Below are 25,324 nucleotides of genomic sequence, written 5' to 3'. Positions count from 1 at the left end.
CCGGTCGGGGACTTCGGGGCTCCGGGTCATGCGGCCGCCCCGTTCCCGGCGGGCCGGGCGAAGCGGATGCCGCCGCCCGGCGGGACGTCGATGCCGAGCGGGCCGCCGGGGTGCGGGCGCGGCGCGGTGAGCGGCACGCCGGAGGGCGACAGCACGGTGTGGGAGAGCCCGGCGGCCCGGGCGTCCACGGTCAGCCGGGTCGCGTAGCCGCCGTTGAGGACGAGGGACGGCCGGTCGATCCGGCACGCGGTGGACGGCTGGAGGACGAACACGACGTCCTGCTCGGCGGCCGCCGCCCGCAGCACGCCGTGCGAGGAGTCGTGGACGGTCCGGTGGCCGAGGAAGCCGCTCATGTTGTCGGCGTAGAGGCGGTGGTACCAGCGCAGGACGTCCCGGCCCTGCTCCGGGAGGCGGGTGAAGTCCGCCCCGTAGGCCGGGATTCCGGCGGCCAGCATGGTGATGACGGACACTGCGACGTCCTGCGGCGTGTCGTCGGGCCCGAAGGTCTGGTAGTCGTTGAGCGCGGCGGGGGTGTACGCCTGGACGTGCAGGGTGCGCAGGAAGTTCGTCCGCGGGTCGAAGGGCGCGTCGCCGGCCCGCATGCAGGTGCCGTACGGGGTGAGGAGCGCCGTGCCGTAGTTCTGCTTGAGCTCGACGATGTGGTCGGGGGAGACCTCGCGGGTGCGCCGGTCCGCGTCCGCCAGCATCAGCCGCAGGCCGGTGAGCATCGATTCCAGGTCGTGCTCGTGGTGCGGGCTCTCGCACCGCAGGTCGGGTATCCAGTTGAACAGGTCGTACTTCGCCCCGTGGAAGCCGTACTCCCGGGCCAGCCGCACGCAGATGTCGGCCATCGTCCGGCGGGCCTCGGCGTTCATGAAGCACAGCGAGTGGAACTGGGTCTCGCCCAGGACGGGTTCGCCGGAGCGCGGGGCGATCAGCAGGCGGCGGCGGTCGGCGAAGCAGGCGGCGGCCGGTCCGACGGCGTGCGGGGCGCACCAGATGACGGCGCGTCCGCCCATCGTGTCGATGCGGCGCACCAGTTGGGGGAGGTCGGGGAACTTGGCGGGGTCGGGCGTCCAGTCGCCGATGTTCAGCGGGGTCTCGTAGGCGGTGTCGAGACCGGGGCCGAACCAGCCGTCGTCGATGATGAAGTTCCGCACCCCGAGGTCGAGTCCGATCCGGACGTTCTCCAGGACCATCTCCTCGCCGATGTCGTCGCTGGCCCAGTCGGTCCAACTGCACCAGAAGGGTTCGAAGGACGCGGGCACCAGCCGGTCCGCCGGCCCGAAGGCGGACCTGGTCCGTTCGGAGAAGTCCCGCAGGACGTCGAGCCACGGCGAGCGGTCCTCCCGGGGACCGGAGCGGAGGTAGACGTACTCGGTCAGGGAGCCGTCGGCGGCCAGGACGGACCCGGGCAGCGGGTACTCCTCCGTACCGCGGCGGATGCCCACCTCGACGCCGCCGGTGTGGACGTTCAACGCCCGGTCGGAGACGGGCTCCAGCAGGCGCAGGTCGGTCTCGACGAGGTCGCCGACGACGCCCATCGCCAGTTCCACGTTCCCGTCCCGCCCGGTGAACAGGTAGAGCGGGACCTTGACGTCGTCGATCTTCGACCGGGCGAGCCGGCCGTGCTTCCAGAAGCCGGTGGCGTGCATCAGGTTCATGAACCACCGGCCGCTGTCCGGCGGGACGACCTGGTCGAAGTTCCCCATCGGGGCCCGCAGCAGGTACTCGACGGAGGCGATCCGCTCGCCGTCCGGCGGGCGCACGGTCACCCGGTGGGGCGCCGCCGCACCCACGCTGACCCCGGGGCTCTCGGGGGTGCGGGCGGTGTCGACCGCTTCCCCGAGCACGAAGGGGCCGAACCCGCTCTCCCGCCCCGACTCGAACCGGACCACCAGGCGCATCTGCGGTAACACCTTCATTGCTGTTCCCTCCTGTCGGATCGTGTGGCGAAGCCAACCATGATCAAACGGGAAGCGTCAACGAATCGGCAGATTTGGCGGGATGAATCAACGTTGGCGAACGTAAACAAACATTCCGACTGTCGGTACCCGGCCCCGGACACGCGAAAGGCCCCGGTGACGGCGTGCTGCCGTCACCGGGGCCGGGCGGGTCCGCTACCGGGCGTGCAGGCCGCGCAGGCCGTGCAGGCGCTCCACCGCCTCCTCCAGCACCTCGGTCCGCTTGCAGAAGGCGAACCGGACCTGGCTGAGGCCGGCCTCGGTGTCGTCGTAGAAGACCGCGTTCGGGATGGCGACCACGCCGCAGCGCTCGGGGAGGGCGCGGCAGAACGCGGTGCCGTCCTTCTCGCCGAGCGGGGTGATGTCGGTGGTGATGAAGTACGTGCCCTGCGGCTCGAAGACCCGGAAGCCGGCGGCGGCGAGGCCCGCGGCGAGCAGGTCGCGCTTGCGGTGCAGGTCGGCGCGGAAGTCGGCGTAGTAGCTGTCGGGCAGGCGCAGGGCCTCGGCGACGGCGTACTGGAACGGGCCGGCCGAGACGTACGTCAGGTACTGCTTGGCGGTCCGGACGGCGGCGACCAGGGCGGGCGTGCCGGTGACCCAGCCGACCTTCCAGCCGGTGAAGGAGAAGGTCTTGCCGGCGGAGGAGATGGTGACGGTGCGCTCGCGCATGCCGGGGAGGGCGGCGAGCGGGTGGTGGGCGCCGGTGAAGACCAGGTGCTCGTAGACCTCGTCGGTGACGACCAACAGGTCGTGCTCGACGGCGAGTTCGGCGACGGCGGCGAGTTCCTCGGGGGTGAGGACGGTGCCGGTCGGGTTGTGCGGGGTGTTGACGAGCAGCAGCCGGGTGCGCGGGGTGATCAGGGAGCGCAGCTCGTCCAGGTCGGGCCGGAAGGCGGGGGCGCGCAGGGTGAGCGGGACGCGGACCGCGCCGGCCATCGCGATGCAGGCGGCGTAGGAGTCGTAGAACGGCTCGAAGGCGATCACCTCGTCGCCGGGCTCCAGCAGCGCCAGCAGGGCGGCGGCGATCGCCTCGGTGGCGCCGGCGGTGACCAGCACCTCGGTGTCCGGGTCGTAGGAGAGGCCGTAGAACCGCTGCTGGTGCTCGGCGATCGCGGCGCGCAGCTCGGGCACGCCCGGCCCCGGCGGGTACTGGTTGCCCAGGCCCTCGCGCAGCGCCCGCACGGCCGCCTCGCGGACCTCCTCCGGCCCGTCGGTGTCCGGGAACCCCTGGCCGAGGTTGATCGAACCGGTCGCGGTGGCCAGGGCCGACATCTCGGCGAAGATCGTCGTACCCATGCCCTCCAGCCGGCGGTTCAGCAGCGGCCTGGTGCTCATCGGTGGCTCCTCACAGACAGGGTGGTCGGGCCCCATCATCCAGCCGCGCGCAGCACCCGCCAAGGCCCCTCAGCCCGGGACGCCCCGGAGTGCGTCCTCCGGGCGGGGCGTCGTGGTGCGGGTGGGGCGTTCATGCGGACGGGCCCGCCGCCTGCGGGTGCAGGGGCGGGCCCGTCCGGGGTGCGGGGTGGGGCTCAGGCCTCGTCGGCCGGGCCGTCCTCGGGGGCGGCCTCGTCGTCGGCGGGCTTGGCCTGGTCGCCGAGCTGCTCGGCCATCCACTGCTCGAAGCCGACCGCGGCCTGGGTCCAGTTGGCGGTGGTGCCGACGAAGTACTCCAGGTTGACGCCGCTGCCGACGATCATCTGGGACTCACCGATCAGCCGGACGATGCCGTCGTCGTGGGTGTGGGTGTAGACCTTGGGCCACAGGGTCTCGCGGTTCCACTCGTCGATCAGGGCGAGGATCTCGGGCTTCTGCTCGAGCGGGAACGGGCGGTCGTAGAACGCGCGGACCGCGAACAGCTCCTTGTGGTCGCCGCGGAACATGTAGTAGACGCGGAAGTTCTCCCAGGGGGCGGTGAGGTCGCCCTCCTCGTCCACCACGTGCTTGAGCTGCATCTGGTCGAGCAGCTGGGCCACCAGGTTCTGGTCCGGGACGATCACCGGCGGCCCGGCCGGAGCGCCACCGGGCTGGCCGCCACCCTGCGGCGGCTGAGGCAGGCCGAAGGACGGGATGGACGACGGGTCGATGCTCACGGGGGTGTCCCTTTCACGGTGCACGGTCGGCTGCCGATGGGGGGCCGCCTTTCCTGGCCTCCATCCTGCCTCATTCGGGGCCCGCGGCACAGGGTGCGGCCCGCCGCGTGATCATGTCCCGGCGGGCCGTGCCGCCGGTGCCGCCGACCGCGGCGGCACCGGCGTCCGGTGACGGATCGTCACTTGTCCAGCGAGGTGCGCGGCCCGACGCTCAGCCGGTCGGAGACGCCGTCGTGGTCGACCACGACCGTCTCGCCGTCGTGCACCCGGCCGGAGAGGATCTCCTTGGCCAGCTGGTCGCCGATCGCGGACTGCACCAGCCGGCGCAGCGGCCGGGCGCCGTACGCCGGGTCGTAGCCGGTCAGCGAGAGCCAGTCCCGGGCGGCCGGGGTGACGTCCAGGGTGAGCCGGCGCTCGTGCAGGCGGCGGGCCAGCGCGGCGACCTGGAGGTCGACGATCCGGCTGAGCTCCTCGGTGCCCAGCGGGTCGAAGACCACGATGTCGTCCAGCCGGTTCAGGAACTCCGGCTTGAAGGACTGCCGGACCGTCTCCAGCACCAGCTCCTTCTTCCGCTCCTCCGGCGTGTTCGGGTCGACCAGGTACTGCGAGCCGAGGTTGGAGGTGAGGATCAGGATCGCGTTGCGGAAGTCCACCGTGCGGCCCTGGCCGTCGGTGAGCCGGCCGTCGTCCAGCACCTGGAGCAGCACGTCGAACACCTCGGGGTGGGCCTTCTCCACCTCGTCCAGCAGGACCACGCTGTACGGGCGGCGGCGGACCGCCTCGGTGAGCTGGCCGCCCTCCTCGTAGCCGACGTACCCGGGCGGGGCGCCGACCAGGCGGGAGACCGAGTGCTTCTCGCCGTACTCGCTCATGTCGATCCGGACCATGGCGCGCTCGTCGTCGAAGAGGAAGTCCGCCAGGGCCTTGGCCAGCTCGGTCTTGCCGACGCCGGTCGGGCCGAGGAACAGGAACGAGCCGGTCGGACGGTCCGGGTCGGCGATGCCGGAGCGGGTGCGGCGGACCGCGTCGGAGACGGCGCGGACGGCCTCGTGCTGGCCGATCAGGCGCTTGCCGAGCTCCTCCTCCATCCGCAGCAGCTTGGCGCTCTCGCCCTCCAGCAGCCGGCCGGCCGGGATGCCCGTCCAGGACGCGACCACGTCGGCCACGTCGTCCGGGCCGACCTGCTCCTTGACCATGGTGGTGCTGGGCTCGTCCGCCGCGCGGTCCTGCGCCTCGGTCAACTCCCGCTCGGCGGCCGGGATCTCGGCGTACAGCAGCTTGGAGGCGCGCTCGAAGTCGCCGTCGCGCTGGGCGCGGTCCAGGGCGCCGCGCAGGTCGTCGAGGCGCTCCTTGAGCTCGCCGACCCGGTTGAGCGACTTCTTCTCCTGCTCCCAGCGGGCGTTGAGGGTGCTCAGCTGCTCCTGCTTGTCCGCGAGGTCGCGCCGGAGCTTGCCGAGCCGCTCGACCGAGGCCGGGTCGGACTCCTTCTCCAGCGCCAGCTCCTCCATCCGCAGCCGGTCGACCGAGCGCTGCAGCTCGTCGATCTCGACCGGGGAGGAGTCGATCTCCATCCGCAGCCGGGAGGCGGACTCGTCGACCAGGTCGATCGCCTTGTCCGGCAGGAAGCGGGCGGTGATGTACCGGTTGGACAGCGTCGCCGCGGCGACCAGGGCGGCGTCGGTGATCTCCACCTTGTGGTGCGCCTCGTAGCGGCCCTTGAGGCCGCGCAGGATCGCGATGGTGTCCTCGACGGTCGGCTCGCCGACCATCACCTGCTGGAAGCGGCGCTCCAGGGCCGGGTCCTTCTCGATCCGCTCGCGGTACTCGTCCAGCGTGGTGGCGCCGACCATCCGCAGCTCGCCGCGGGCCAGCATCGGCTTGAGCATGTTGCCCGCGTCCATCGCGGAGTCGCCGCCGGCGCCCGCGCCGACCATGGTGTGCAGCTCGTCGATGAAGGTGACCACCTGGCCGTCGGAGGCCTTGATGTCGTTCAGGACGGCCTTCAGCCGCTCCTCGAACTCGCCGCGGAACTTCGCGCCCGCGACCATCGCCGCTAGGTCGAGCGCGACCAGGCGCTTGCCGCGCAGCGACTCCGGCACGTCGCCCGCGACGATCCGCTGGGCCAGGCCCTCGACCACGGCGGTCTTGCCGACGCCGGGCTCGCCGATCAGCACCGGGTTGTTCTTGGTGCGCCGGGAGAGCACCTGCACCACCCGGCGGATCTCCTGGTCGCGGCCGATCACCGGGTCGAGCTTGCCGTCCCGGGCGGCCTGCGTCAGGTCGGAGCCGTACTTCTCCAGGGCCTTGTAGGTGCCCTCCGGGTCCGGCGAGGTGACCCGGGCGCTGCCGCGGACCTCCTTGAACGCGGCCAGCAGCGCCTTGGCGGTGGCGCCCTGCTGCTTCAGCAGCTCGGCCACCTGCCCGCCCTCGGCGGCCAGGCCGACCAGCAGGTGCTCGGTGGAGACGTACTGGTCGTCCAGGTCGGCGGCGCGCTTCCCGGCCTCCTCCAGCACCGCGAGGGTGTCGCGCGCGAGGTTCGGCGCGGCGACGGTGGAGCCCTGGGCGGCCGGCTGGGCGGCGGCCTGCTGGCGGGCGGCGGCGGTGACGCGCGCGGCGTCCGCCCCGACGGCCTCCAGCAGCGGGCGGGCCAGGCCCTCCGGCTGGTCGAGCAGGGCCAGCAGGATGTGCACCGGCTTGACGTCCGGGTTCCCCGCGGCGCTGGCCTGCCGGATGGCGGAGGACAGCGCCTCCTGCGTCTTGCTGGTGAACTTACTGGCGTCCACTGCGGGCATACCCCTCTCGTCTCGGAACTGGTGCGAGTCTGCTGGATACAGCATGCACTAAGTTGAGTCTATTCCGCTCAGGTTTTACGAAGGGTTTCCGCTCAGTCCTTCCGGACGGCCCCGGCGGGCCGGGCCGCCCGGGTCAGCCCGAGCAGCTGGCGGGCCGGTCCAGCCGGGCGCTGGCCGGCCGGCCAGACCGCGCGCAGCGGGCGCTGCAGCTCCAGCCCGTCCAGCGGCACGGCCACCAGCCGGCGGGTGGCCAGCTCCTCCTTCACCGCCAGCTCGCTCAGGCAGACCGGGCCCGCGCCGGTCATCGCGGCCGCCTTCAGCGCCGTCGAGGAGGCCAGCTCCAGCCGGGGCGCCGCCGGCCCGCCGTACGGGGCCAGCGCCTCCTCCAGCACCTCCCGGGTGCCGGAGCCGACCTCGCGCAGCACCAGCGGGGTGGCGGCCAGCTCGGCGCCGGTCACCGGGGCGCGGCGGCGGGCCCAGCGGTGCTCGGGGGAGACCACCACCACCAGCCGGTCGGCGGCCACCACCGCGCCGGACAGGCCGGCCGGGGTGGAGGTGCCCTCGACGAAGCCCAGGTCGGCCTCGCCGGCCAGCACCTGGGCGGCGACGTCGTGCGAGTTCGCGGTGCGCAGCGTGACGGCGGTGCCCGGGCTGGCCTCGTTCAGGGCCAGCAGCCAGCCCGGCATCAGGTACTCGGCGACGGTCAGGCTGGCCACCACCCGCAGCCGGGCGTCCCGGCGGCCGCGCAGCGCGTCGATCCCGGCGTCCAGCGCCTGCGCCGCCTCCACCACCTGCCGGGCCCACTCGACCACCAGCCGGCCCGCCTCGGTGGGCCGGGAGCCGCGCGGCGAGCGCTCCAGCAGCGCCACCCCGATCTGCCGCTCCATGCCCTTGATCCGGGCGCTGGCGGCGGGCTGGCTGACGCCCAGTTCGGCGGCGGCCCGCCCGACGCTGCCCAGCCGGGCCACGGCGAGCAGCAGCTCCAGGGCGCCGAGTTCCGGGACGTGCGGGGAGAGAGCCATAGGCCCAGGCTATGTCCTCATAGCGGACGGCTCGCTACCCGCGTCCCCGGCACCGGCGGAGGGTGGAGCCATGGCAACCCTCCTCGCGCCGCGCACCACCCTGCGCTCCCTCGACCTCTCCCGGCTCGGACCCAACTGGTACGCCGCCGTGATGGGCACCGCGATCACCGGCAACGCCGCCGCCGCGCTGCCGGTGGACGTCCCCGGCCGCACCGCCCTCGCCGAGGCGGTCTGGACGCTCTCGCTGCTGATGCTGGCCGCCCTGCTGGCCGGCCGGGCCGTCCACCTGGCCCGGCACCGCGAGCAGGCCCGGCGCACCCTGCTGGAGGACCCGTCCGCCGCCGTCTTCTACGGCTGCCCGCCGATGGCCCTGCTGGCCGTCGGCTACGGCGCGCTGACCGTCGGCGGCCCGCTGCTCGGCACCGGCCCGGCCCTCGCGCTGGACGTGCTGCTGTGGACGGTGGGCACCGGGTACGCGCTGGTGGTGGCCGCCGGACTGCCCTACCTGATGATCACCCGGCACCGGCTGTCCGCGCTGGAGGCCAACCCGACCTGGCTGCTGCCGGTGGTCGCGCCGATGGTGTCCGCGGCGCTCGGCCCCGCCCTGGTGCCGCACCTGCCCGCGGGGGCGGCCCGGCAGGCGCTGCTGTACGGGTGCGTGGCGATGTTCGGCGCCAGCCTGCTGGCCACCCTGGCGCTGCTGCCGGTGGTCCTCGGCGGACTGCTGCACAGCAAGCTGCCCGCCCTGGTGCTCACCCCGTCGCTGTTCCTGGTGCTCGGGCCGCTGGGCCAGTCCACCACCGCCGTCCACCAGTTCGCCGACGCGGTGCCGCTCGCGCTGCCCGGCGCGGGCCCCGGCGCGGCGGCCGCCGCCCGGGGGCTGGCCGAGGTGTACGGCGTCACGGTGATGGGATTCGCGCTGCTGTGGCTGGCGGTGGCACTCGTTGCCAACCTGCGTGCACTGCGTGCCGAAATGCCGTTCGCAATGACCTGGTGGGCATTCACCTTCCCGGTCGGCACCCTCGTCACCGGAGCCACCGCACTGGCCCGGCACACCGGATTCGGCGGATTCACCGCCCTCGCCGCCGCGCTCTACCTGCTGCTGCTCACCGCCTGGGCGGTGGCGCTGGCCCGGACCGCGGCCGGCCTGCGGGCGGGGCGCCTGCTCTGACGTGCGCCCGGAGCGCTCCGGGGACGGCCCGGGCGGCCCTGGCGGTGGCGGGTGCCGGGATGCCGGGTGACCGCGTCCGGGAGCCGGGCGGCATTCGGTGCGACGGATTCCGGATCGGTGGATTCGGCGGAGGATTGCCGAATTCCGGTCCGGGGCAGTGACATTCCGGGCCGCCGCGACGCCACCGTTCCGGACGCCCGCCGCCGGACGCCGAATGGCTGCTCAGGGGAGGGGGGCATTCCGGGAAAGGCGCGATTCGGGGCGCGGGAGCGAGGTGTTTGCTGCAGGTTCCTGCACTTGCGGGAACCTGCAGCCGGAGAGCACTTGTTCGGAGTTCGCCCCGCTGTGAGGGTGGAGTCACGCCAGGTCGTCCGGGGCAGCCGCAGCCCGAGTCGGCGACTTGCTCTTCGCGTGGGGGCGACAGGTGCGTTCGTATCTGCGCAACGGGGGGAAGAGCACCGGCCGGGACGCCACGTGTGGTGGTGGCTACCGTGACCGGATCGGTGAGGCGTTGCTGCTCCGCCTCACCGAAGCGCCAATGACGCCGGCGTAACACGAGCGGGTCCTCCGGGATCCGGGTGCAGACCGCACCCGGCCCGGGGGACGCGCCCGGTCCGCGGGGGTGACTCCCGCCGTCGCACCCGACGGCCCTGCTGGAATCATCATCCGCAAGCGGAGGAAGACGGCAGGGAGTGCTCGACGTGGCAGCGGACCACCCGAAGTCCGATCCGGACGCCGGTCGGCCCGGCACACCCGGCGGGCTATCCAACACACCGTCAGGTGCGCCTTCCGGCCCGGCCGGAGCGCCGACCGACCCGCTCGACGGTCCGTCCGCGCCGCCCGTACCGCCCGCGCCGCCCGCCGACCCGGGCCCGGCAACCGTCGACACCGACCTCCCGCCCGCCGGCGCCGACCTTCCGTCCGTCGACGCAGACCTCCCGTCCGCCAACGCCGACCTCCCGTTCGGCCCGGAAGCCGGACTGCCCGAGGAGGAGGCCACCCAGCTCTACCTGGCCGTCCTCGCCGCCGGCGGCCGGATCCCGCTGGACGCGCCGCCCCCGCCCGGCACCGGCCGCACCCCCGAACGCCAACGGGCCCTGCTGGACCAGCTGGTGGCGATCGGCCTGATGCTGCCCAACCGGATCGACGGCTGCTACGTCGCGGTCAGCCCGCGCGCCGTCGCCGAACGCCTCGGCGCCGACCTGCGCTCCCGCGCCACCCGCCTGCTGCTCGACGCCGGCCGGCTGCCCGCCGCGCTCGACCCGCTCGCCCGCGCCTACGACGCCGTCCCCCGGCCCGCCGACCGGACCGGGCAGGCCGTCTACGTCGACGGCCAGGAGGGCATCCGGCTGCGGATCGCCCAACTGGTCTCCGACTGCCGCCTCGAACTGCTCAGCGCCCAGCCCGGGCTCCGCCCGCCCGCCGTCCTCGAACTCGCCCACACCCAGGACCGGCGGATGCTCAGCCGGGGCGCCACCCTGCGCGCCCTCTACCAGCCCGTCGCGCTCACCGCGGACAGCGCCGTCCGGCACGCCACCACGATGACCGAGCACGGCGCCCAACTGCGGGTCCTGGACGAGCCGTTCCTCCGCCTGATCGTCATCGACCGGCGGGTCGCCGTGATCCCCGCCGCCGAGGACCACAGCCGCGCCGCGTTCGTCGAGGACCCCGCCGCGATCGCCTACCTGGTGGCCGGCTTCGAACGCGACTGGGCCCGCGCCGAACAGGTCCACTGGCACGGCCTCGACGCCCGCACGCTCACCCGCACCATCACCGACCGGGTCGGCCGCCTGCTCGCCCAGGGCCTCACCCAGCGCGCCGTCGCCACCCGCCTCGGCCTCTCCGAACGCACCGTCGCCGGCCACATCTCCCGGCTGCGCGACCTGTACGGGGCCGGCACCCTGTTCCAGCTCGGCTGGCTGATGCGAGGAGGCAGCGGACGTGGCTGACCCGATCCCCGCTCCCGCCCCGGCCCCCGCACCCGTCCCGACCTCCACCGTCCAGGCGCCCGTCCGTCCCGCCTGCGGACCGGCGGCCCGCCCCGTCCCCGCGCCCGCGGGCACCTGCGGGCCGATCGACGCGGCGGCCTGGCGCCTCTACCTGGACGTGCTGGAAGCCGGCGGCCGGATCGCGGCCGACGCCGTCCCCGTGCAGCGGCAGCACGTCCTCGCCGGGCTGCTGCGCACCGGCCTGCTGGTCTCCGACGGCCTCGACGGCTCCTACCTGGCCGTCAACCCCCGTTTCGTGGCCGACACCCTCAGCACCGAGATGAACACCGAGGCCGCCCGCCTGCTCAACCTGGCCGAACGCCTGGCCGCCGACCTCGACCCGCTGATCGCCGCCTACGACAGCGTGCCCCGCCCGGCCGAGCCCGTCCCGGCCGACCACCAGCTCACCGGCCGCGAACACATCCGCCAGCGGATCGCCCAACTCGGCTCCACCTGCCGGGAAGAGGCCCTGACCTCGCACCCCGGACCGCTGGTGCCCGCCGCCCTGGAACTCTCCCTGAGCCAGGACCTCCCGATCCTGCACCGCGGCTGCCGCATCCTCACCCTCTACCAGCCGACCGTCCTCACCGAACCCGCCACGGTCCGCTACGCCGACACCGTCACCCGGGCCGGCGGCGAGGTCCGGCTGCTCGACGAGCCCTTCCAGCGCGCCCTGGTCTTCGACCGGACCACCGCCGTGGTGCCCGCCGCCGACGACCCGGACCGGGCCGCGGTGATCTCCGACCCCGCCACCGTGGCCATGATCGTCGCCAACTTCGAACGCGACTGGACCCGGGCCGAACGCGTCTCCTGGCACAGCCTCCTCGACAGCGCCCCCACCCGCACCGCCGTCGACCAGGTCGGCCGCCTGCTCGCCCAGGGCCTCACCCAGAAGGCCATCGCCTCCCGCCTCGGCCTGTCCGAACGCACCGTCGCCGCCCACATCGCCCACCTGCGCGAGTGCTACGACGCCGAGACCCTGTTCCAACTCGGCTGGCTGATGCGGAGGGGCAAGCACGATGCCTGACGCCCACCCCGCGCCACCCGCTCCCGCGCCACCCGCCCTCGCGCCACCCGCTCCCGGCCCGACCGAGAAGGCGCTCTACCTGGCCGTGCTGCGGGCCGGCGGCCAGGTCTCGGTCCGCGAGGCGACCGAGCAGGACGCCGCCGCCACCGCCCGGCTGCTCGCGCTCGGACTGCTGGTCCAGCACGACGAGAGCGAGCAGCTCACCGCCGTCAACCCGCGCACCGTCAGCGGCCGGCTGAGCCGCGAACTGCGCGAGGCGGGCACCCGGATGTTCGCGGCCGCCGAGCACGTCCCCACCGAACTCGACGTCCTCGCCGACGCGTTCGACAGCGCCGTCCGCCACCAGGACCACGGCCGGCAGATCACCCACGTGCTGGACGTGGACCGGATCCGGCACCGCCTGCTCCAGATCGAGGCCGACTTCCGCGAGGAGGTGCTGGCCGCCCAGCCCGGCCACCGCCCGGTGGTGTACCTGGAGAAGAGCGCCCGCGCCGAGAAGGCCCTGGCCGCCGGCGCCCGGATGGACATCCTCTACCAGCCGACCGTGAAGTCCGACCCGGCGGTGATCGACTACGCGGTGCGGGCCACCGGCTGGGGCATGCGACTGCGCTCCCTGGACGAGGACTTCACCCGGATGCTGATCTTCGACCGCCGGACGGTGATCATCTCCGCCTCCGCCGACAACCGCACCGCCGCCTTCATCGAGGACCGCGCCGTGGTCGACCACCTGGTCGGCCTCTTCCACCGCGACTGGGACCGCGCCGAACGCGTCCCCTGGCACGACCTCGCCGGCACCGCCGTCCCCCCGCCCACCGAACAGATCGGCCGCCTGCTCGCCACCGGCCTCACCCAACGCGCCATCGCCTCCCGCCTCGGCGTCTCCGAGCGCACCGTCGCCGAACACATCGCCCGCCTCCGCGAGCGCTACGACGCCGAGACCCTCTTCCAACTCGGCTGGCTGATGCGGGAGGCGGACCGATGAGCCCCCGCCTGCCGAACGAAGCCGACCGAGCCCTCTACCGCGAAGTCCTGTCCCAGGGCGGCCGGGTGATGTTCCGCGAGGCGATGCAGCAGGACCCGGACGCCACGCTCCGGCTGATCGAACTCGGGCTGCTGGTGCACCACGTGGTCGACGAGTCGCTGACCGCCGTCAGCCCGCGCACCGCCGCCGGGCGGCTCGGTGCCCGGATGCGGGCGGAGGGGGCCGGGCTGCTGCTGCGCGCCGAGGAGGCTCCCGCCCTGCTCGAGTCGTTCAGCCAGGCGTACGAGGCGGCGCTCGGCCGGGTCGAGCGGTCCAGCGTGGTGCGCCACGTCCACGACATGACGCAGATCCGGCACGGCATCCTGCAGATCGAGGCCGAGACGCACGAGGAGATCCTGGCCGCCCAGCCCGGCGGTGCCCGGCCGCAGCAGTTCCTGAAGCAGTCCCTCGAGCTCACCAGGGGACACTTGGCCGCCGGGATCGCCCTGCGCACCGTCTACGAGCCAGCCGCCCTCACCGACCTGCCCACCGCCTCGTACGCGGCCGACGTCACCGACCTCGGCGAGCGGATCCGGGTCCTGGACGAGCCGTTCACCCGGCTGCTGGTCTTCGACCGCAAGGTGGCCGTGCTTCCGGCCTCCGCCGACAACGCCAGCGCCGCGTTCGTCGAGGATCCGGCCGTGGTCGCCGTGCTGGTCGAGCGTTTCGAGCGCGACTGGTCGCGGGCCGCGGTCGTCGACTGGCACGCCGCCGCGGGCCGTCCGCGGCCGACCGGCGTGCCTGCCGCGCTGACCGGCCTGCTGGCGGCCGGGCTGACCCAGAAGGCGATCGCCTCCCGCCTCGGCCTCTCCGAGCGGACCGTCGCCGCCCACCTCGCCCGGCTGCGCGAGCACCACGACGCGCAGACGCTCTTCCAGCTCGGTTGGCTGATGCGGGAGGTGGACCGGTGAGCCCCCGTCTGCCGAACGACGCCGAGCGCGCCCTGTACCGCGAAGTGGTCGCCCAGGGCGGGATGGTGCTGCTGCGGGAGGCGATGGAGCAGGACCCGGACGCCACGCTCGGCCTGATCGAGCTGGGGCTGCTGCTGCACCACGACCACGGGCAGATGCTGACGGCCGCGCACCCGCGGGCGTTCGGGGAGCGGGCGAGCGCGGAGCTGCGCAGCGCGGCCAACGGGATGCTGCGGGCGGCCGAGCACGCCGCGTCCCGGCTGGAGGACCTGGTCCAGGCGTACGACGCGGCGCCGCGGCGGGGCCGCCCGTCCCGGCCGTTGCGGTTGGTGGCGGGGCAGCAGATCGCGCACCACATCGCCCGGATCGAGTCCGAGATGCGCGAGGAGACCTTGGCGGCGCAGCCGGGCGGGGCCCGGCCGGTCCGGGTGATGCAGCAGACCCGGGCCCGTTCGCTGGGCTTCCTGGCCACCGGCATCGAGCTGCGCACCCTCTACCAGCCGGGCGCCCTCGCCGATCCGCCCACGGTGGACTACGCGGCGACGCTCACGGCGGCGGGCGAGCGCTTCCGGGTGCTGGACGAGCCGTTCCAGCGGATGGTGATCTTCGACCGGCGGGCGGCGGTGGTCTCGGCCGCCGCGGACGACCGGCAGGCGATGATCATCGAGGACCCGGCGGTGCTGGCCACCTTGGTGGACCGCTTCGAGCGCGACTGGGCGCGGGCCGAGCGGGTCGACTGGCAGGCCGCCGCCGGCCGTCCGCGTCCGACCGGTGTCCCGTCCGAACTCACCGACCTGCTCGCGGCCGGGCTGACCCAGAAGGCGATCGCCTCCCGGCTGGGCCTGTCGCCGCGGACGGTGGCCGGGCACATCGCCCGGCTGCGCGAGTTCTACGATGCGGAGACCCTGTTCCAGCTCGGCTGGCAGCTGCGCGGGGCGTCCGGACGACCCGCCGCACCGCCCGGGGAGCAGCCCCCGGGGCGGACGGCCGAGAAGGAGGGTGGGCTGTGAGCGAGGCGAACGCGGCCGCACTGCCGAGCGAGTCGGAGCGACGGCTCTACCAGCAGATCCTGGACCAGGGCGGACGGGTGGCGTTCCGCGAGGCGGTGGAGCAGGACCCGACCGGGGTGCTGCGGCTGATGGAGCTCGGGCTGCTGGTGCACGACGCGGCCGAGCAGTCGCTGACGGCGGTCGACCCGCGGGCGGTCAGCGACCGGATCAGCGCCGAACTGCGCGCCGAGGGCACCCGGATGCTGCTGCGCGCGGAGGAGATGCCCGCGCTGCTGGAGGACCTCACCCACGCCTACGACGCGACCCCGCGCCGGGCGGACCGCTCCAGCGTGGTGCAGCACGTCGACCGGACCGAGCAGATCCGGCACCGCGTCCTGCAGTTGGCGAGCGAGGCGCACGAGGAGGAGCTGTCGCTGCACCCGGGCGGCGCCGGGCCGGCGGACCTGCTGGAGGAGTCGCTGGAACGCACCCGCCGCTTCCTGGAGCGCGGGGCGAGCATCCGCACCGTCTACGAGCCGACCGCGCTGCTGGACGGGCCGACGGTGCGCTGGGCGGAGCAGGTCACCGGCTGGGGAGGCCGGTTCCGCACCCTGAGCGAACCGTTCAGCCGGATGCTGGTCTTCGACCGCCGGATCGCCGTCGTCCCGGCGTCGGCCGACAACTCCAGTGCCGCGTTCATCGAGGACCCGGCGGTGGTCTCGTTCCTGGTCGCCGCCTTCGAACGGGACTGGGAGCGGGCCGACCGGGTCCAGTGGCGCTCCGCCGAGCACGAGGGCGAGAGCGTCGTCCCGGTCCACGAACAGGTCGGCCGGCTGCTCGCCCAGGGCCTGACCCAGAAGACGATCGCCTCCCGGCTGGGCCTCGGCGAACGGACCGTCGCCGCGCACATCTCCCGGCTGCGCGAACTCCACGACGCGGAGACCCTGTTCCAACTGGGCTGGCAGATGCGGGGAACCGACTGACCGGGTGACGGGACGTCAGCCGGTGGCGATCTCCGGGGACCAGAAGCCGTACGGGCCGGCGTGCTCGCGGCGCGGCCGCGGGAACTGGTCGCCCGGCGCGGTCCAGAAGCCGCCGCGCAGCGACAGCGCCATCCCGGCCCAGTCCAGCGCGGTCTCCACGGTGTGGTGCAGCGCCTCCTGCGACCAGGTGTCGTCGAAGACCAGCGGGAGCACCGGCGAGACCTGCTCGATGGTGGCGATCAGCGGGTTGTGCGTGATCGCCTCGTCCACCAGCAGCACGATCGGCTTGCGCAGCGCCGAAGCCCACCCGAGCTCCAGGCTCACCCCGGCCGACAGCGGCGCACCGACGTACGCGAACACCAGGTCCGCGCTCTGCATGGCCCGGAAGTCCGAGGGCACCCGCTGCTCCGGCGCCCGCCCCGCCACCGTCCACGCGTCACTGTGGTGCGCGCTGTACACCGCCGCCCCGCTGTCCAGCAGCGTGCTCCGCAGCGTGGTCAGCCGAGTCCGGCTGGCCAACGTCACCACGCTGTCCGCCGGCCCGGTCAGCCGCATCAGCGGCGCGGCCAGGAACACGCGTGCCCGGCGTCCTTCGGCGCGGTGCTGCAAGTGGTGCTCACTCATGTCTACTCCGCAGGAATCAGTCGGCGGGGGCATGGCCCACCAGTGGTGTGGCGTGGGTGCGAATGCTGCTGACATTCGTAGGTCAAGACCGAATTGCCGAGGTCATGCCACTCGCGTTGTCCCCCGCTGGCTGATCCGACCGACGCGAGTTTTGGGCCCACTGATCGTCGCCGCAGGTTGGCGATGCCGTCCACCGCCATCCAGTGTCATCTCACTGCATGGCAGTGAGATGACATGCCGAACGGCTACCCTGTCTCAGCGCGACTGGGCATTATTAATACTGCCCAGATTTGCGTGTTCGAGATCCGTCGACATGATCACTCTTGGAGGGAGGGCCCACGTGCGTACCGCGCGTCGCCTCATTGCCACCTTCGTCCTCATGGCTGCCGCCCTGACCGTCAGCTCGGGCGTGGCCTCGGCGGACAGTATCTGGGACCCCGCCAGCATCTCTGCCAAGGCTCTTCCCGCTCCTACCACCCAGACGTTCTTCCTCGACAGCCGCTGGCAGTAGGCGCCGGCCGGCAGCAGCCGTCAGCCGAGAGTGTTCTTGGACGGGTCGGGGGAGCCCGCCCTCTCGGCCTCCTGCGCCAGCTTCCAGCCGAGTTGGAACAGCGTGTCGACCCCGTAGTCCTCCCGCATCTCCGCGATGTGGCGCGCCAGCGTGCGCTCGCTCAGCCCGAGGTTGCGCGCGATGACCCGGTGGCCGATGCCCTGGGCCATCGAACGGACGATCTGCTGGCGCAGACTCGAAAGGACCTGGGGAGGGACTTCGCGGCTCGCGCGGAACGGGATCGCCCGTTCCCAGAGCGACTCGAAGGCGTTGATCAGGTAGTCGATGACGGCCTGGTCCTTGATGAACGCAGCCTGTGTCATGTCCTTGCTGCCGGGGATGACCGCGACCTTGCGGTCTATGATGATCATGATGGAGAACGGTTCGCCCAGGGTGCGGATCTCGCTCCCCGCGTCGGTCATCGTCTCCACGTACTCCAGGGTGGGGCTCGAGTACCGCGCGCTCGGCTGGTAGATGCTCCGGGTGATGCCGCCCCGGCGGAGCACCTGGAGGTCCTGGTTGATGGCGGCGCGGACGGTGTCCGCAGTGCGTCCCCCGCCGGGTTGGGCGGTCAGCAGCTCCTGCGAGCAGTTGTCGACCAGGGCCGCCAGCCGCTCGTTGATCCGGTCCTTGCCCCGGACGTATTCGATCTTCCCGCCGGTTGCGCCCTGGCTGTTCAACTCGCTGAACACGTCGCCGAGTTCCCGTAGTTCGGCAGTCAGCGTGGCCGATCGGTTGAGCAGCTGGGCCGCCTCGCGCTGCCAGGCGGTGCTGAGCGATGCGGACAGAGCCCTGGGATCGACGGCCACCACGCCTGACTGATCGTCGGTGTCGTGGATCAGCAGCCCGAAATCGAGGAGTTCCTGGATCTCCTTTTGTGCCGTTCCGGCCTCCTCGGTGGTGGCCCGCCCACCGGATCGCACAATGGACAGGTACATCTCATGTGCTGCGGCGGAGAGCGGCCCACTGCCGAAGTCGGCCTGCCCGGAGTCCCGGATTGCGCGCATTGACTACTCCCCCTCCGTTCGGGCCCAGGGCGTTGCGGTACAGGGCCGACCAAGTGGCCACTATGGATGATAGGTAAAACTGCCTGGTCGAGGATTCCTGTTTGTGCCGCGCATTCCCCGGCGGGCACCCGGAGACTCTTCCAGCATTGCGACGCCGCCGACACCCCCCGAACGGTAGGGGCGTCGACGGCTCAGTGTCCTCTGCTCAGCGCTTGGGCCGCCAGACCACCAGGGCGCTGGACTGCTGGACCTGCTGGTAGGGGACCAGGTCGCGGCGGTAGGAGGCGTGGACGGCGGCCTCGCGCTGCTGGAGGGTGGCGGCGGCGCCCTCCAGGGCGTCGACGAGTTCGCTCACGCGGGACTGCAGGGCGGTGACCTGGTTCTCGAGTTCGATGATGCGCTTGATTCCGGCCAGGTTGATGCCCTCGTCCTGGGAGAGCCGCTGGACCTCGCGCAGCTGCTGGATGTCCCGGGCGGAGTAGCGGCGGCCGCGGCCGGCGGTGCGGTCGGGGCTGACCAGGCCGAGGCGGTCGTACTGGCGGAGGGTCTGCGGGTGCAGGCCGGAGAGCTCGGCGGCGACCGAGATGACGTAGACCGGGGTGTCCTCGGTGAGGACGTAGGGCGGGGCGGCGGCGCGCGGGCGGCCGCCGCCGGGCAGGCCCTCGCCGAGACCGGGGCCGGGGCCGATCCGGCCGGTGCCGTCGCCGCCGTGGCTACTGTCGGGGTGGGGACTCATCGGGGTCTCACGCTCCCTCCGCCGCCTTGAACAGGGCGGCTCGCGGGTCGTCCGAGGCGGTGGCCTCGCGGTACTGCTCCAGTGCGGTCAGCGCGTCTCCGTCGACGTGCTTGGGCACCGTGACCTCCACGGTGACCAGCAGGTCGCCGCGGGTGCCGTCCTTGCGGGTGGCGCCCTTGCCGCGGGCCCGCATGGTCAAGCCGTTGGCGCTGCCGGGCGGCAGCTTGAGCTTCACGGCCGGGCCGTTCAGGGTCGGCACCTCGATGGTCCCGCCGAGGGCGGCTTCGGGGAAGCTCACCGGCACGGTCACCGTCAGGTTGTCGCCCTTGCGCCCGAACACCGGGTGCGGGTCGACGTGCACGGTGACGTACAGGTCTCCGGGCTGGCCGCCGCGCTCGCCCTGGGCGCCCTTGCCCTTGAGCCGGATCCGCTGGCTGTCCTGCACGCCGGCCGGGATGCGGACCTGCATGGTGCGGGCGGAGGAGGCCCGGCCGCTGCCGTGGCAGACGGTGCACGGGTCGTCGACGATCATGCCGCGGCCCTTGCAGTCCCGGCAGGGCTCGGAGAGCGCGAAGGCGCCCTGGCCGCGGCTGACGGTGCCGGCGCCGACGCAGGTCGGACAGACCCGCGGGGTGGTGCCGGCCTTGGCGCCGGTGCCGGCGCAGGCGCGGCAGGCGGCCTGGGAGGTCATCCGCAGCGGCACGGTCGCGCCGTCCACGGCCTCCTCGAAGTTCAGCGTGACCTCGGTCTCGACGTCGGCCCCGCGGCGCGGCTGGGCGGCCTGCCGGCCGCCGCGGTTGAACAGGCCGCCGAACACGTCGCCGATCCCGCCGCCGCCCGTGCCGCCGCCGCCGTTGAAGAGGTCGCCGAAGTCGAAGCCGCCGGACGCGCCGCCCGCACCGCCGGGCCGGAAGCCGCCGCCCGCGAACAGCGAGCGGGCCTCGTCGTACTCCTTGCGGCGCTTCTCGTCCGAGAGCACGTCGTAGGCCTCGGAGATGTCCTTGAAGCGCTCCTCGGCCTTGGCGTCGCCCTTGTTCGCGTCCGGGTGGAACTCGCGGGCCAGCTTGCGGTAGGTCTTCTTGATCTCTGCGGGGGTGGCGTCCTTGGGCACGCCGAGGACCTTGTAGTAGTCCTTCTCCACGTAGTCCTTAGCGCTCATGGCCTTTGACCGCCACCTCCCGGGAAACCGAAGTTCTGTTGCCTGTCGGCACCGCGGTGCGGTGCCCTGATACGGCGCTGCGGAGCCGGCCGCCGTACTGGACGACGTACGACTCCGCAGCGCACGGGGACTCTACTCAGCTGTCGGACGAACCGTCAGCCTTGTCGCCGTCCGGCTCGCCGGTGGTCTGGGTGCCCGGCTGGGGCTCCGCGACCGCGACCATCGCCGGGCGGATGATCCGCTCGCCGATCCGGTACCCGGGCTGGAGGATCTGCACGCAGGTGTCCTCCGTCACGTCCGACGAGTAGCTGTGCATCAGCGCCTCGTGGATCGTCGGGTCGAAGGGCTCGCCCTCCTTGCCGAACTGCTGCAGCCCGAGCTTGGCGACGACCGTCTCCAGCGACTCGGCGACCGACTTGAAGCCGCCCGTCACCTCGCCGTGCTCGCGGGCCCGGCCGATGTCGTCCAGCACCGGGACCAGCGACTCCAGGATGTTGGAGACGGCGATCTCGCGAACGGTGGAGCGGTCGCGCTCGACCCGCTTGCGGTAGTTCTGGTACTCGGCCTGGAGCCGCTGCAGGTCGGCGGTGCGCTCGCCGGCCTCGCGCTTGGCGGCGGCCAGCTCGTCGGCACCGGCGCCCGCGACGGCCTCCTCGGCTGCCTTGAGCACTGCCTCCTCGGCGGCGGAGTCGTCGCCGGGCTGCTCGCCCTGCGGCTTCTCCGTCATGCCGCACCGCCCTTGGGCTTCTCGTCGTCGACGATCTCGGCGTCGACCACGTCGTCGTCCTTGGCGCCCGCCTCGCCGGCACCGGCCGCACCGGCCGCCGCGCCCGCGCCGTCGGCCTGCGCGTACAGCGCCGCGCCGAGCTTCTGGGCGGTGGTGGAGACCTTCTCGGTGGCGGTGCGGATGGCCGCGATGTCCTCGCCCTTGAGGGTCTCCTTGAGCTCGCCGATGGCGGTCTCGACCTCGGTCTTGACGTCGGCCGGGAGCTTGTCCGCGTTGTCCGCGATGAACTTCTCGGTCGAGTAGACGAGCTGCTCGCCCTGGTTGCGGGTCTCGACGGCCTCGCGGCGCTTGGTGTCCTCCTCCGCGTAGCGCTCGGCCTCCTCGCGCATGCGGTTGACCTCGTCCTTCGGCAGCGAGGAGCCGCCGGTGACGGTCATCTTCTGCTCCTTGCCGGTGCCGAGGTCCTTCGCGGCCACGTGCATGATGCCGTTGGCGTCGATGTCGAAGGTGACCTCGATCTGCGGCAGGCCGCGGGGCGCCGGCGGCAGGCCGGTCAGCTCGAACATGCCGAGCTTCTTGTTGTACGCCGCGATCTCGCGCTCGCCCTGGTAGACCTGGATCTGCACGGAGGGCTGGTTGTCCTCGGCGGTGGTGAAGATCTCGGAGCGCTTGGTCGGGATCGTGGTGTTGCGCTCGATCAGCTTGGTCATGATGCCGCCCTTGGTCTCGATGCCGAGGGACAGCGGGGTGACGTCGAGCAGCAGGACGTCCTTGACCTCGCCCTTGAGCACGCCGGCCTGCAGGGAGGCGCCGATGGCGACGACCTCGTCCGGGTTGACGCCCTTGTTGGCGTCCTTGCCGCCGGTCAGCTCCTTGACGAGCTCGGCGACGGCCGGCATGCGGGTCGAGCCGCCGACCAGGACCACGTGGTCGATCTCGGACAGCTGGATGCCGGCGTCCTTGATCACGTTGTGGAACGGGACCTTGCAGCGGTCCAGCAGGTCCGAGGTGAGCTGCTGGAACTGGGAGCGGGTGAGCTTCTCGTCCAGGTGCAGCGGGCCCTCGGCGGAGGCCGTGATGTAGGGCAGGTTGATCGAGGTCTCGGAGGACGAGGACAGCTCGATCTTGGCCTTCTCGGCGGCCTCGCGCAGGCGCTGGACGGCCATCTTGTCCTTGGACAGGTCGACGCCGTGGCCGGACTGGAAGACCTTCACCAGGTGGTCGACGACCCGCTGGTCCCAGTCGTCGCCGCCGAGGTGGTTGTCGCCGTTGGTGGCCTTGACCTCGACCACGCCGTCGCCGATCTCCAGCAGCGACACGTCGAAGGTGCCGCCGCCGAGGTCGAAGACCAGGATGGTCTGGTCGTCCTTGTCCAGGCCGTAGGCCAGGGCGGCCGCGGTCGGCTCGTTGACGATGCGCAGGACGTTCAGGCCCGCGATCTCGCCGGCCTCCTTGGTGGCCTGGCGCTCGGAGTCGTTGAAGTACGCCGGGACGGTGATCACCGCGTCGGTGACCGTCTCGCCCAGGTAGGCCTCGGCGTCCCGCTTGAGCTTCTGCAGGACGAAGGCGGAGATCTGCTGCGGCGTGAAGTCCTTGCCGTCGATGCCGATCTTCCAGTCGGTGCCCATGTGGCGCTTGACCGACCGGATGGTCCGGTCGACGTTGGTGACCGCCTGGCGCTTGGCGACCTCGCCGACGAGCACCTCGCCGTTCTTGGCGAAGGCGACGACGGACGGCGTGGTCCGAGCGCCCTCGGCGTTGGTGATGACCGTGGGCTCACCGCCCTCAAGAACACTGACGACGGAGTTCGTCGTACCGAGGTCGATGCCGACCGCGCGTGCCATCGTGAATACCTCCGGGGAAGAAGTTGAGCAGTACGGGCTCAAGGATGCACGACCGATCCGGCGGCGTCAACAGCTTTGAGTCCGTGTCGCTCAACTTTACTGAGCGCTTATGTCGCGCCGGGCGGGTGGGCTGGTCCGGGCGGGTGAGTCTGGACTTAGTGACTGCCGCCATACCTTGAACATCTTCTGGTGGGGTGTTAACGCGCGGTAATGTCCGGCGGGTCAGCCCTCCAAGTTACCGACCAGTACACTCTGTGGAGGACTGGTACCACTGGGAACAAGCCGCTGGAGACGGAGAGCCGATGCAGCTAGCAGCGATCGTCATCTCGCTGGTCACCTTCGTGATCGGCACCGCGCTCGCCGCCCGTGCGGCGCTGTACATCTACAAGGTGGTGCGCACCGGCTCCGCCGACGGCACCCGCTTCGGCCAACCCGCGCAGCGGGTGGCCACCGTGGCCAAGGAGTTCCTGGGCCACACCCGGATGAACCGCTGGGGCGTCGTCGGCGTCGCCCACTGGTTCGTCGCGGTCGGCTTCTTCTCGCTGGTGCTCACCCTGGTGAACGCCTTCGGGCAGCTCTTCGACGCCGAGTTCGCGCTCCCGGTGATCGGCCACTGGCTGCCGTGGAACATCTTCGTCGAGCTGATCGGCACCCTGACCACCCTGGGCATCCTGGTCCTGATGGCGATCCGCCTGCTCAGCCTGCCCTCCCGGGCCGGCCGCAAGTCCCGGTTCGCCGGCTCGATCGCCTGGCAGGCGTTCTACGTCGAGTACACGATCCTCGGCATCGGCCTGTGCATCATGATGCTGCGCGGCCTGGAGGGCGCCCTGGAGGGCCTCGACTCCTACGACCCGGCCTACCTGGTCTCGTACCCGATCGCGGCCGCCTTCCACGGCACCGCGCACGGCACCCTGGTGAACCTGGTCTACCTGTTCGCCATGCTGAAGATCTGCATCTCCTTCGCCTGGGCGATCACCATCGGCGTCAACCCCTCGATGGGCGTCGCCTGGCACCGCTTCCTGGCGTTCTTCAACATCTACTTCAAGCGCGAGGAGGACGGCGCCACCGCGCTCGGCGCGCTGCGCCCGATGACCAGCAACGGCGCCCCGATCGACTTCGAGGACCCGGCGGACGACGCCGTGTTCGGCGTCTCCCAGGTCGAGCACTTCTCCTGGAAGGGCATCCTCGACTTCTCCACCTGCACCGAGTGCGGCCGCTGCCAGTCGCAGTGCCCGGCCTGGAACACCGGCAAGCCGCTGTCGCCCAAGCTGCTGATCATGAGCCTGCGCGAGCACGCCTTCGCCAAGGCCCCGTACCTGCTCGCAGGCGGTGGCAAGGACATGGAGGGCGAGGAGAAGGCGACGGCCGAGCAGCTCAAGGACGTCCCCGCCGCCGCGCTGGCCGAGGCCGAGCGCCCGCTGATCGGCACCGCGGAAGAGAACGGCGTCATCGACCCGGACGTGCTGTGGTCCTGCACCACCTGCGGCGCCTGCGTCGAGCAGTGCCCGGTCGACATCGAGCACATCGACCACATCGTCGACATGCGCCGCTACCAGGTGATGATCGAGAGCAGCTTCCCGACCGAGGCCGGGACGATGCTCAAGAACCTGGAGAACAAGGGCAACCCGTGGGGCCTGGCCACCAAGGCGCGCCTGGACTGGGTCAAGGAGCTGAAGAAGGAGACCGGCATCGAGGTACCGGTGATCGGCGAGGACATCGACCCCGCCGAGGTCGAGTACCTGTACTGGGTCGGCTGCGCGGGCGCCCTGGAGGACCGGGCCAAGAAGACCACCAAGGCCTTCGCCGAACTGCTGCACACCGCGGGCGTGAAGTTCGCGATCCTCGGCAAGGAGGAGACCTGCACCGGTGACTCCCCGCGCCGCCTGGGCAACGAGTTCCTGTTCCAGATGCTCGGCGCGCAGAACGTCGAGACCCTGAACGCCGCGCTGGAGGACGCGCCGACCAAGCGGATCGTCGCCACCTGCCCGCACTGCTTCAACACCATCGCCAACGAGTACCCGCAGCTCGGCGGCCACTTCGAGGTCATCCACCACACCCAGCTGCTGCAGCACCTGATCGACGAGGGCAAGCTGCTGCCGGTGAACCCGGTGGAGGGCCTGATCACCTACCACGACCCGTGCTACCTCGGCCGGCACAACAAGGTCTACACCCCGCCGCGCGAGATCATCGGCAAGGTGCCCGGCCTGCGCAACGAGGAGATGCACCGCCACAAGGAGCGCGGCTTCTGCTGCGGCGCCGGCGGCGCCCGGATGTGGATGGAGGAGCGGATCGGCAAGCGGATCAACACCGAGCGGGTGGACGAGGCGCTCTCCCTCAACCCGGACATCGTCTCCACCGCCTGCCCGTTCTGCCTGGTGATGCTCTCCGACTCGGTCAACGGCAAGAAGAACGAGGGCGCGGCCAAGGAGCACCTGAAGGTCGTCGACGTGGCCCAGCTGCTGCTGGAGTCGGTCAAGGCCCTCCCCGCCGCCGACGCGGAGCCGGTGGACGCCTGACGCCCCCGCGCACCCCGGATCCCGGACCCCGGACGCCCGCCGCGGCTCCGGGGTCCGGGCGCGTCCGGGCCCGGATCGGGAGACGTATCCGGGCAGATCGGCCCACTGCCGCCCGCCGGGCCGGGCGGCCGGGGCACGGCGCCGGACGCCGCCGCGGCACCGGCGCGCCGGGTCGCACGCCTGCTCGACCGGGGTGGTGGTAC

General features: G+C 72.3%; 20 protein-coding genes. 9 read left to right on the top strand and 11 right to left on the bottom strand.

Annotation, left to right across the window (positions count from 1 at the left end; genetic code table 11):
• Nucleotides 1-26: 26 nt before the first annotated feature.
• The 5 genes from IH44_RS0101720 to IH44_RS0101700 all read right to left on the bottom strand — a co-directional run bounded on the left by IH44_RS0101720 (nucleotide 27) and on the right by IH44_RS0101700 (nucleotide 7,868).
• Complete coding sequence (locus IH44_RS0101720; RefSeq protein WP_081966675.1) at nucleotides 27-1,925, bottom strand: alpha-galactosidase; 1,899 nt, start codon at nucleotides 1,923-1,925, stop codon at nucleotides 27-29.
• A gap of 195 nt (nucleotides 1,926-2,120) precedes the next feature.
• Nucleotides 2,121-3,299 carry a pyridoxal phosphate-dependent aminotransferase gene (locus IH44_RS0101715; protein WP_035953556.1) on the bottom strand — a complete coding sequence of 393 codons (1,179 nt, stop codon included), beginning with the start codon at nucleotides 3,297-3,299 and terminating at the stop codon, nucleotides 2,121-2,123.
• 194 nt (nucleotides 3,300-3,493) lie between these two features.
• Nucleotides 3,494-4,054, bottom strand: coding sequence for a YbjN domain-containing protein (locus IH44_RS0101710; RefSeq protein ID WP_030457543.1), 561 nt, complete (start codon nucleotides 4,052-4,054; stop codon nucleotides 3,494-3,496).
• 179 nt (nucleotides 4,055-4,233) lie between these two features.
• Nucleotides 4,234-6,837, bottom strand: coding sequence for an ATP-dependent chaperone ClpB (gene clpB / locus IH44_RS0101705; protein ID WP_030457542.1), 2,604 nt, complete (start codon nucleotides 6,835-6,837; stop codon nucleotides 4,234-4,236).
• 101 nt (nucleotides 6,838-6,938) lie between these two features.
• A complete protein-coding gene (locus IH44_RS0101700) occupies nucleotides 6,939-7,868 on the bottom strand; it encodes a LysR family transcriptional regulator (protein ID WP_030457541.1) in 930 nt (309 codons plus the stop codon).
• A 70-nt stretch (nucleotides 7,869-7,938) separates the two neighbouring features.
• On the opposite strand from IH44_RS0101700, the gene IH44_RS0101695 reads away from it, so the two are divergent.
• The 7 genes from IH44_RS0101695 to IH44_RS0101665 all read left to right on the top strand — a co-directional run bounded on the left by IH44_RS0101695 (nucleotide 7,939) and on the right by IH44_RS0101665 (nucleotide 15,958).
• A complete protein-coding gene (locus IH44_RS0101695; RefSeq protein ID WP_030457540.1) occupies nucleotides 7,939-9,039 on the top strand; it encodes a C4-dicarboxylate ABC transporter in 1,101 nt (366 codons plus the stop codon).
• A 701-nt stretch (nucleotides 9,040-9,740) separates the two neighbouring features.
• On the top strand, nucleotides 9,741-10,988 hold the full coding sequence (locus IH44_RS0101690) for a LuxR family transcriptional regulator (RefSeq protein ID WP_157852059.1): 1,248 nt from the start codon (nucleotides 9,741-9,743) through the stop codon (nucleotides 10,986-10,988).
• Nucleotides 10,981-12,054 carry a LuxR C-terminal-related transcriptional regulator gene (locus tag IH44_RS49290; RefSeq protein WP_051816433.1) on the top strand — a complete coding sequence of 358 codons (1,074 nt, stop codon included), beginning with the start codon at nucleotides 10,981-10,983 and terminating at the stop codon, nucleotides 12,052-12,054. Before IH44_RS0101690 ends, IH44_RS49290 begins: the two co-directional genes overlap by 8 nt.
• The gene (locus tag IH44_RS0101680; RefSeq protein ID WP_081966672.1) at nucleotides 12,047-13,036 is read left to right on the top strand and encodes a LuxR C-terminal-related transcriptional regulator; all 990 of its coding nucleotides are present in this window, start codon (nucleotides 12,047-12,049) and stop codon (nucleotides 13,034-13,036) included. The genes IH44_RS49290 and IH44_RS0101680 overlap by 8 nt, the downstream gene beginning before the upstream one ends.
• Nucleotides 13,033-13,986 carry a LuxR C-terminal-related transcriptional regulator gene (locus IH44_RS0101675; protein ID WP_051816432.1) on the top strand — a complete coding sequence of 318 codons (954 nt, stop codon included), beginning with the start codon at nucleotides 13,033-13,035 and terminating at the stop codon, nucleotides 13,984-13,986. Before IH44_RS0101680 ends, IH44_RS0101675 begins: the two co-directional genes overlap by 4 nt.
• Complete coding sequence (locus tag IH44_RS42305; RefSeq protein WP_051816431.1) at nucleotides 13,983-14,996, top strand: LuxR C-terminal-related transcriptional regulator; 1,014 nt, start codon at nucleotides 13,983-13,985, stop codon at nucleotides 14,994-14,996. The genes IH44_RS0101675 and IH44_RS42305 overlap by 4 nt, the downstream gene beginning before the upstream one ends.
• A complete protein-coding gene (locus IH44_RS0101665; protein ID WP_030457534.1) occupies nucleotides 14,993-15,958 on the top strand; it encodes a LuxR C-terminal-related transcriptional regulator in 966 nt (321 codons plus the stop codon). Before IH44_RS42305 ends, IH44_RS0101665 begins: the two co-directional genes overlap by 4 nt.
• A gap of 15 nt (nucleotides 15,959-15,973) precedes the next feature.
• On the opposite strand, the gene IH44_RS0101660 is transcribed toward IH44_RS0101665, so the two are convergent.
• Entirely contained in the window at nucleotides 15,974-16,582 is a 609-nt protein-coding gene (locus IH44_RS0101660; RefSeq protein WP_157852057.1) for a hypothetical protein, read from the bottom strand.
• A gap of 340 nt (nucleotides 16,583-16,922) precedes the next feature.
• Between IH44_RS0101660 and IH44_RS46160 the strand changes: the two genes are divergently transcribed.
• Nucleotides 16,923-17,093, top strand: coding sequence for a hypothetical protein (locus tag IH44_RS46160; protein WP_157852055.1), 171 nt, complete (start codon nucleotides 16,923-16,925; stop codon nucleotides 17,091-17,093).
• A 20-nt stretch (nucleotides 17,094-17,113) separates the two neighbouring features.
• On the opposite strand, the gene IH44_RS0101650 is transcribed toward IH44_RS46160, so the two are convergent.
• The 5 genes from IH44_RS0101650 to dnaK all read right to left on the bottom strand — a co-directional run bounded on the left by IH44_RS0101650 (nucleotide 17,114) and on the right by dnaK (nucleotide 22,605).
• A complete protein-coding gene (locus IH44_RS0101650) occupies nucleotides 17,114-18,139 on the bottom strand; it encodes a hypothetical protein (RefSeq protein ID WP_030457532.1) in 1,026 nt (341 codons plus the stop codon).
• 205 nt (nucleotides 18,140-18,344) lie between these two features.
• On the bottom strand, nucleotides 18,345-18,875 hold the full coding sequence (locus IH44_RS0101645) for a heat shock protein transcriptional repressor HspR (RefSeq protein WP_030457531.1): 531 nt from the start codon (nucleotides 18,873-18,875) through the stop codon (nucleotides 18,345-18,347).
• 7 nt (nucleotides 18,876-18,882) lie between these two features.
• The gene (dnaJ, locus tag IH44_RS0101640) at nucleotides 18,883-20,034 is read right to left on the bottom strand and encodes a molecular chaperone DnaJ (RefSeq protein ID WP_030457530.1); all 1,152 of its coding nucleotides are present in this window, start codon (nucleotides 20,032-20,034) and stop codon (nucleotides 18,883-18,885) included.
• Nucleotides 20,035-20,170: 136 nt separating this feature from the next.
• On the bottom strand, nucleotides 20,171-20,761 hold the full coding sequence (gene grpE, locus IH44_RS0101635) for a nucleotide exchange factor GrpE (RefSeq protein WP_030457529.1): 591 nt from the start codon (nucleotides 20,759-20,761) through the stop codon (nucleotides 20,171-20,173).
• A complete protein-coding gene (gene dnaK / locus IH44_RS0101630; RefSeq protein ID WP_030457528.1) occupies nucleotides 20,758-22,605 on the bottom strand; it encodes a molecular chaperone DnaK in 1,848 nt (615 codons plus the stop codon). Before dnaK ends, grpE begins: the two co-directional genes overlap by 4 nt.
• A gap of 302 nt (nucleotides 22,606-22,907) precedes the next feature.
• On the opposite strand from dnaK, the gene IH44_RS0101625 reads away from it, so the two are divergent.
• Nucleotides 22,908-25,121, top strand: coding sequence for a (Fe-S)-binding protein (locus IH44_RS0101625; RefSeq protein ID WP_030457527.1), 2,214 nt, complete (start codon nucleotides 22,908-22,910; stop codon nucleotides 25,119-25,121).
• Nucleotides 25,122-25,324 lie beyond the last annotated feature (203 nt).

Origin of the sequence: Kitasatospora sp. NRRL B-11411 (assembly GCF_000721345.1) — a bacterium.
Taxonomy (GTDB): Bacteria; Actinomycetota; Actinomycetes; order Streptomycetales; family Streptomycetaceae; genus Kitasatospora; species Kitasatospora cineracea.
This window is presented reverse-complemented; position numbering and strand designations above follow the sequence as displayed.

Bases quoted from the DNA above. Each gene is read 5' to 3' on its own strand.
- IH44_RS0101720 (WP_081966675.1), bottom strand. From the start codon at position 1,925: ATGAAGGTGTTACCGCAGATGCGCCTGGTGGTCCGGTTCGAGTCGGGG.
- IH44_RS0101715 (WP_035953556.1), bottom strand. From the start codon at position 3,299: ATGAGCACCAGGCCGCTGCTGAACCGCCGGCTGGAGGGCATGGGTACG.
- IH44_RS0101700 (WP_030457541.1), bottom strand. From the start codon at position 7,868: ATGGCTCTCTCCCCGCACGTCCCGGAACTCGGCGCCCTGGAGCTGCTG.
- IH44_RS0101695 (WP_030457540.1), top strand. From the start codon at position 7,939: ATGGCAACCCTCCTCGCGCCGCGCACCACCCTGCGCTCCCTCGACCTC.
- IH44_RS0101680 (WP_081966672.1), top strand. From the start codon at position 12,047: ATGCCTGACGCCCACCCCGCGCCACCCGCTCCCGCGCCACCCGCCCTC.
- IH44_RS0101675 (WP_051816432.1), top strand. From the start codon at position 13,033: ATGAGCCCCCGCCTGCCGAACGAAGCCGACCGAGCCCTCTACCGCGAA.
- IH44_RS0101660 (WP_157852057.1), bottom strand. From the start codon at position 16,582: ATGAGTGAGCACCACTTGCAGCACCGCGCCGAAGGACGCCGGGCACGC.
- IH44_RS0101650 (WP_030457532.1), bottom strand. From the start codon at position 18,139: ATGCGCGCAATCCGGGACTCCGGGCAGGCCGACTTCGGCAGTGGGCCG.
- IH44_RS0101645 (WP_030457531.1), bottom strand. From the start codon at position 18,875: ATGAGTCCCCACCCCGACAGTAGCCACGGCGGCGACGGCACCGGCCGG.
- dnaJ (WP_030457530.1), bottom strand. From the start codon at position 20,034: ATGAGCGCTAAGGACTACGTGGAGAAGGACTACTACAAGGTCCTCGGC.
- grpE (WP_030457529.1), bottom strand. From the start codon at position 20,761: ATGACGGAGAAGCCGCAGGGCGAGCAGCCCGGCGACGACTCCGCCGCC.
- dnaK (WP_030457528.1), bottom strand. From the start codon at position 22,605: ATGGCACGCGCGGTCGGCATCGACCTCGGTACGACGAACTCCGTCGTC.
- IH44_RS0101625 (WP_030457527.1), top strand. From the start codon at position 22,908: ATGCAGCTAGCAGCGATCGTCATCTCGCTGGTCACCTTCGTGATCGGC.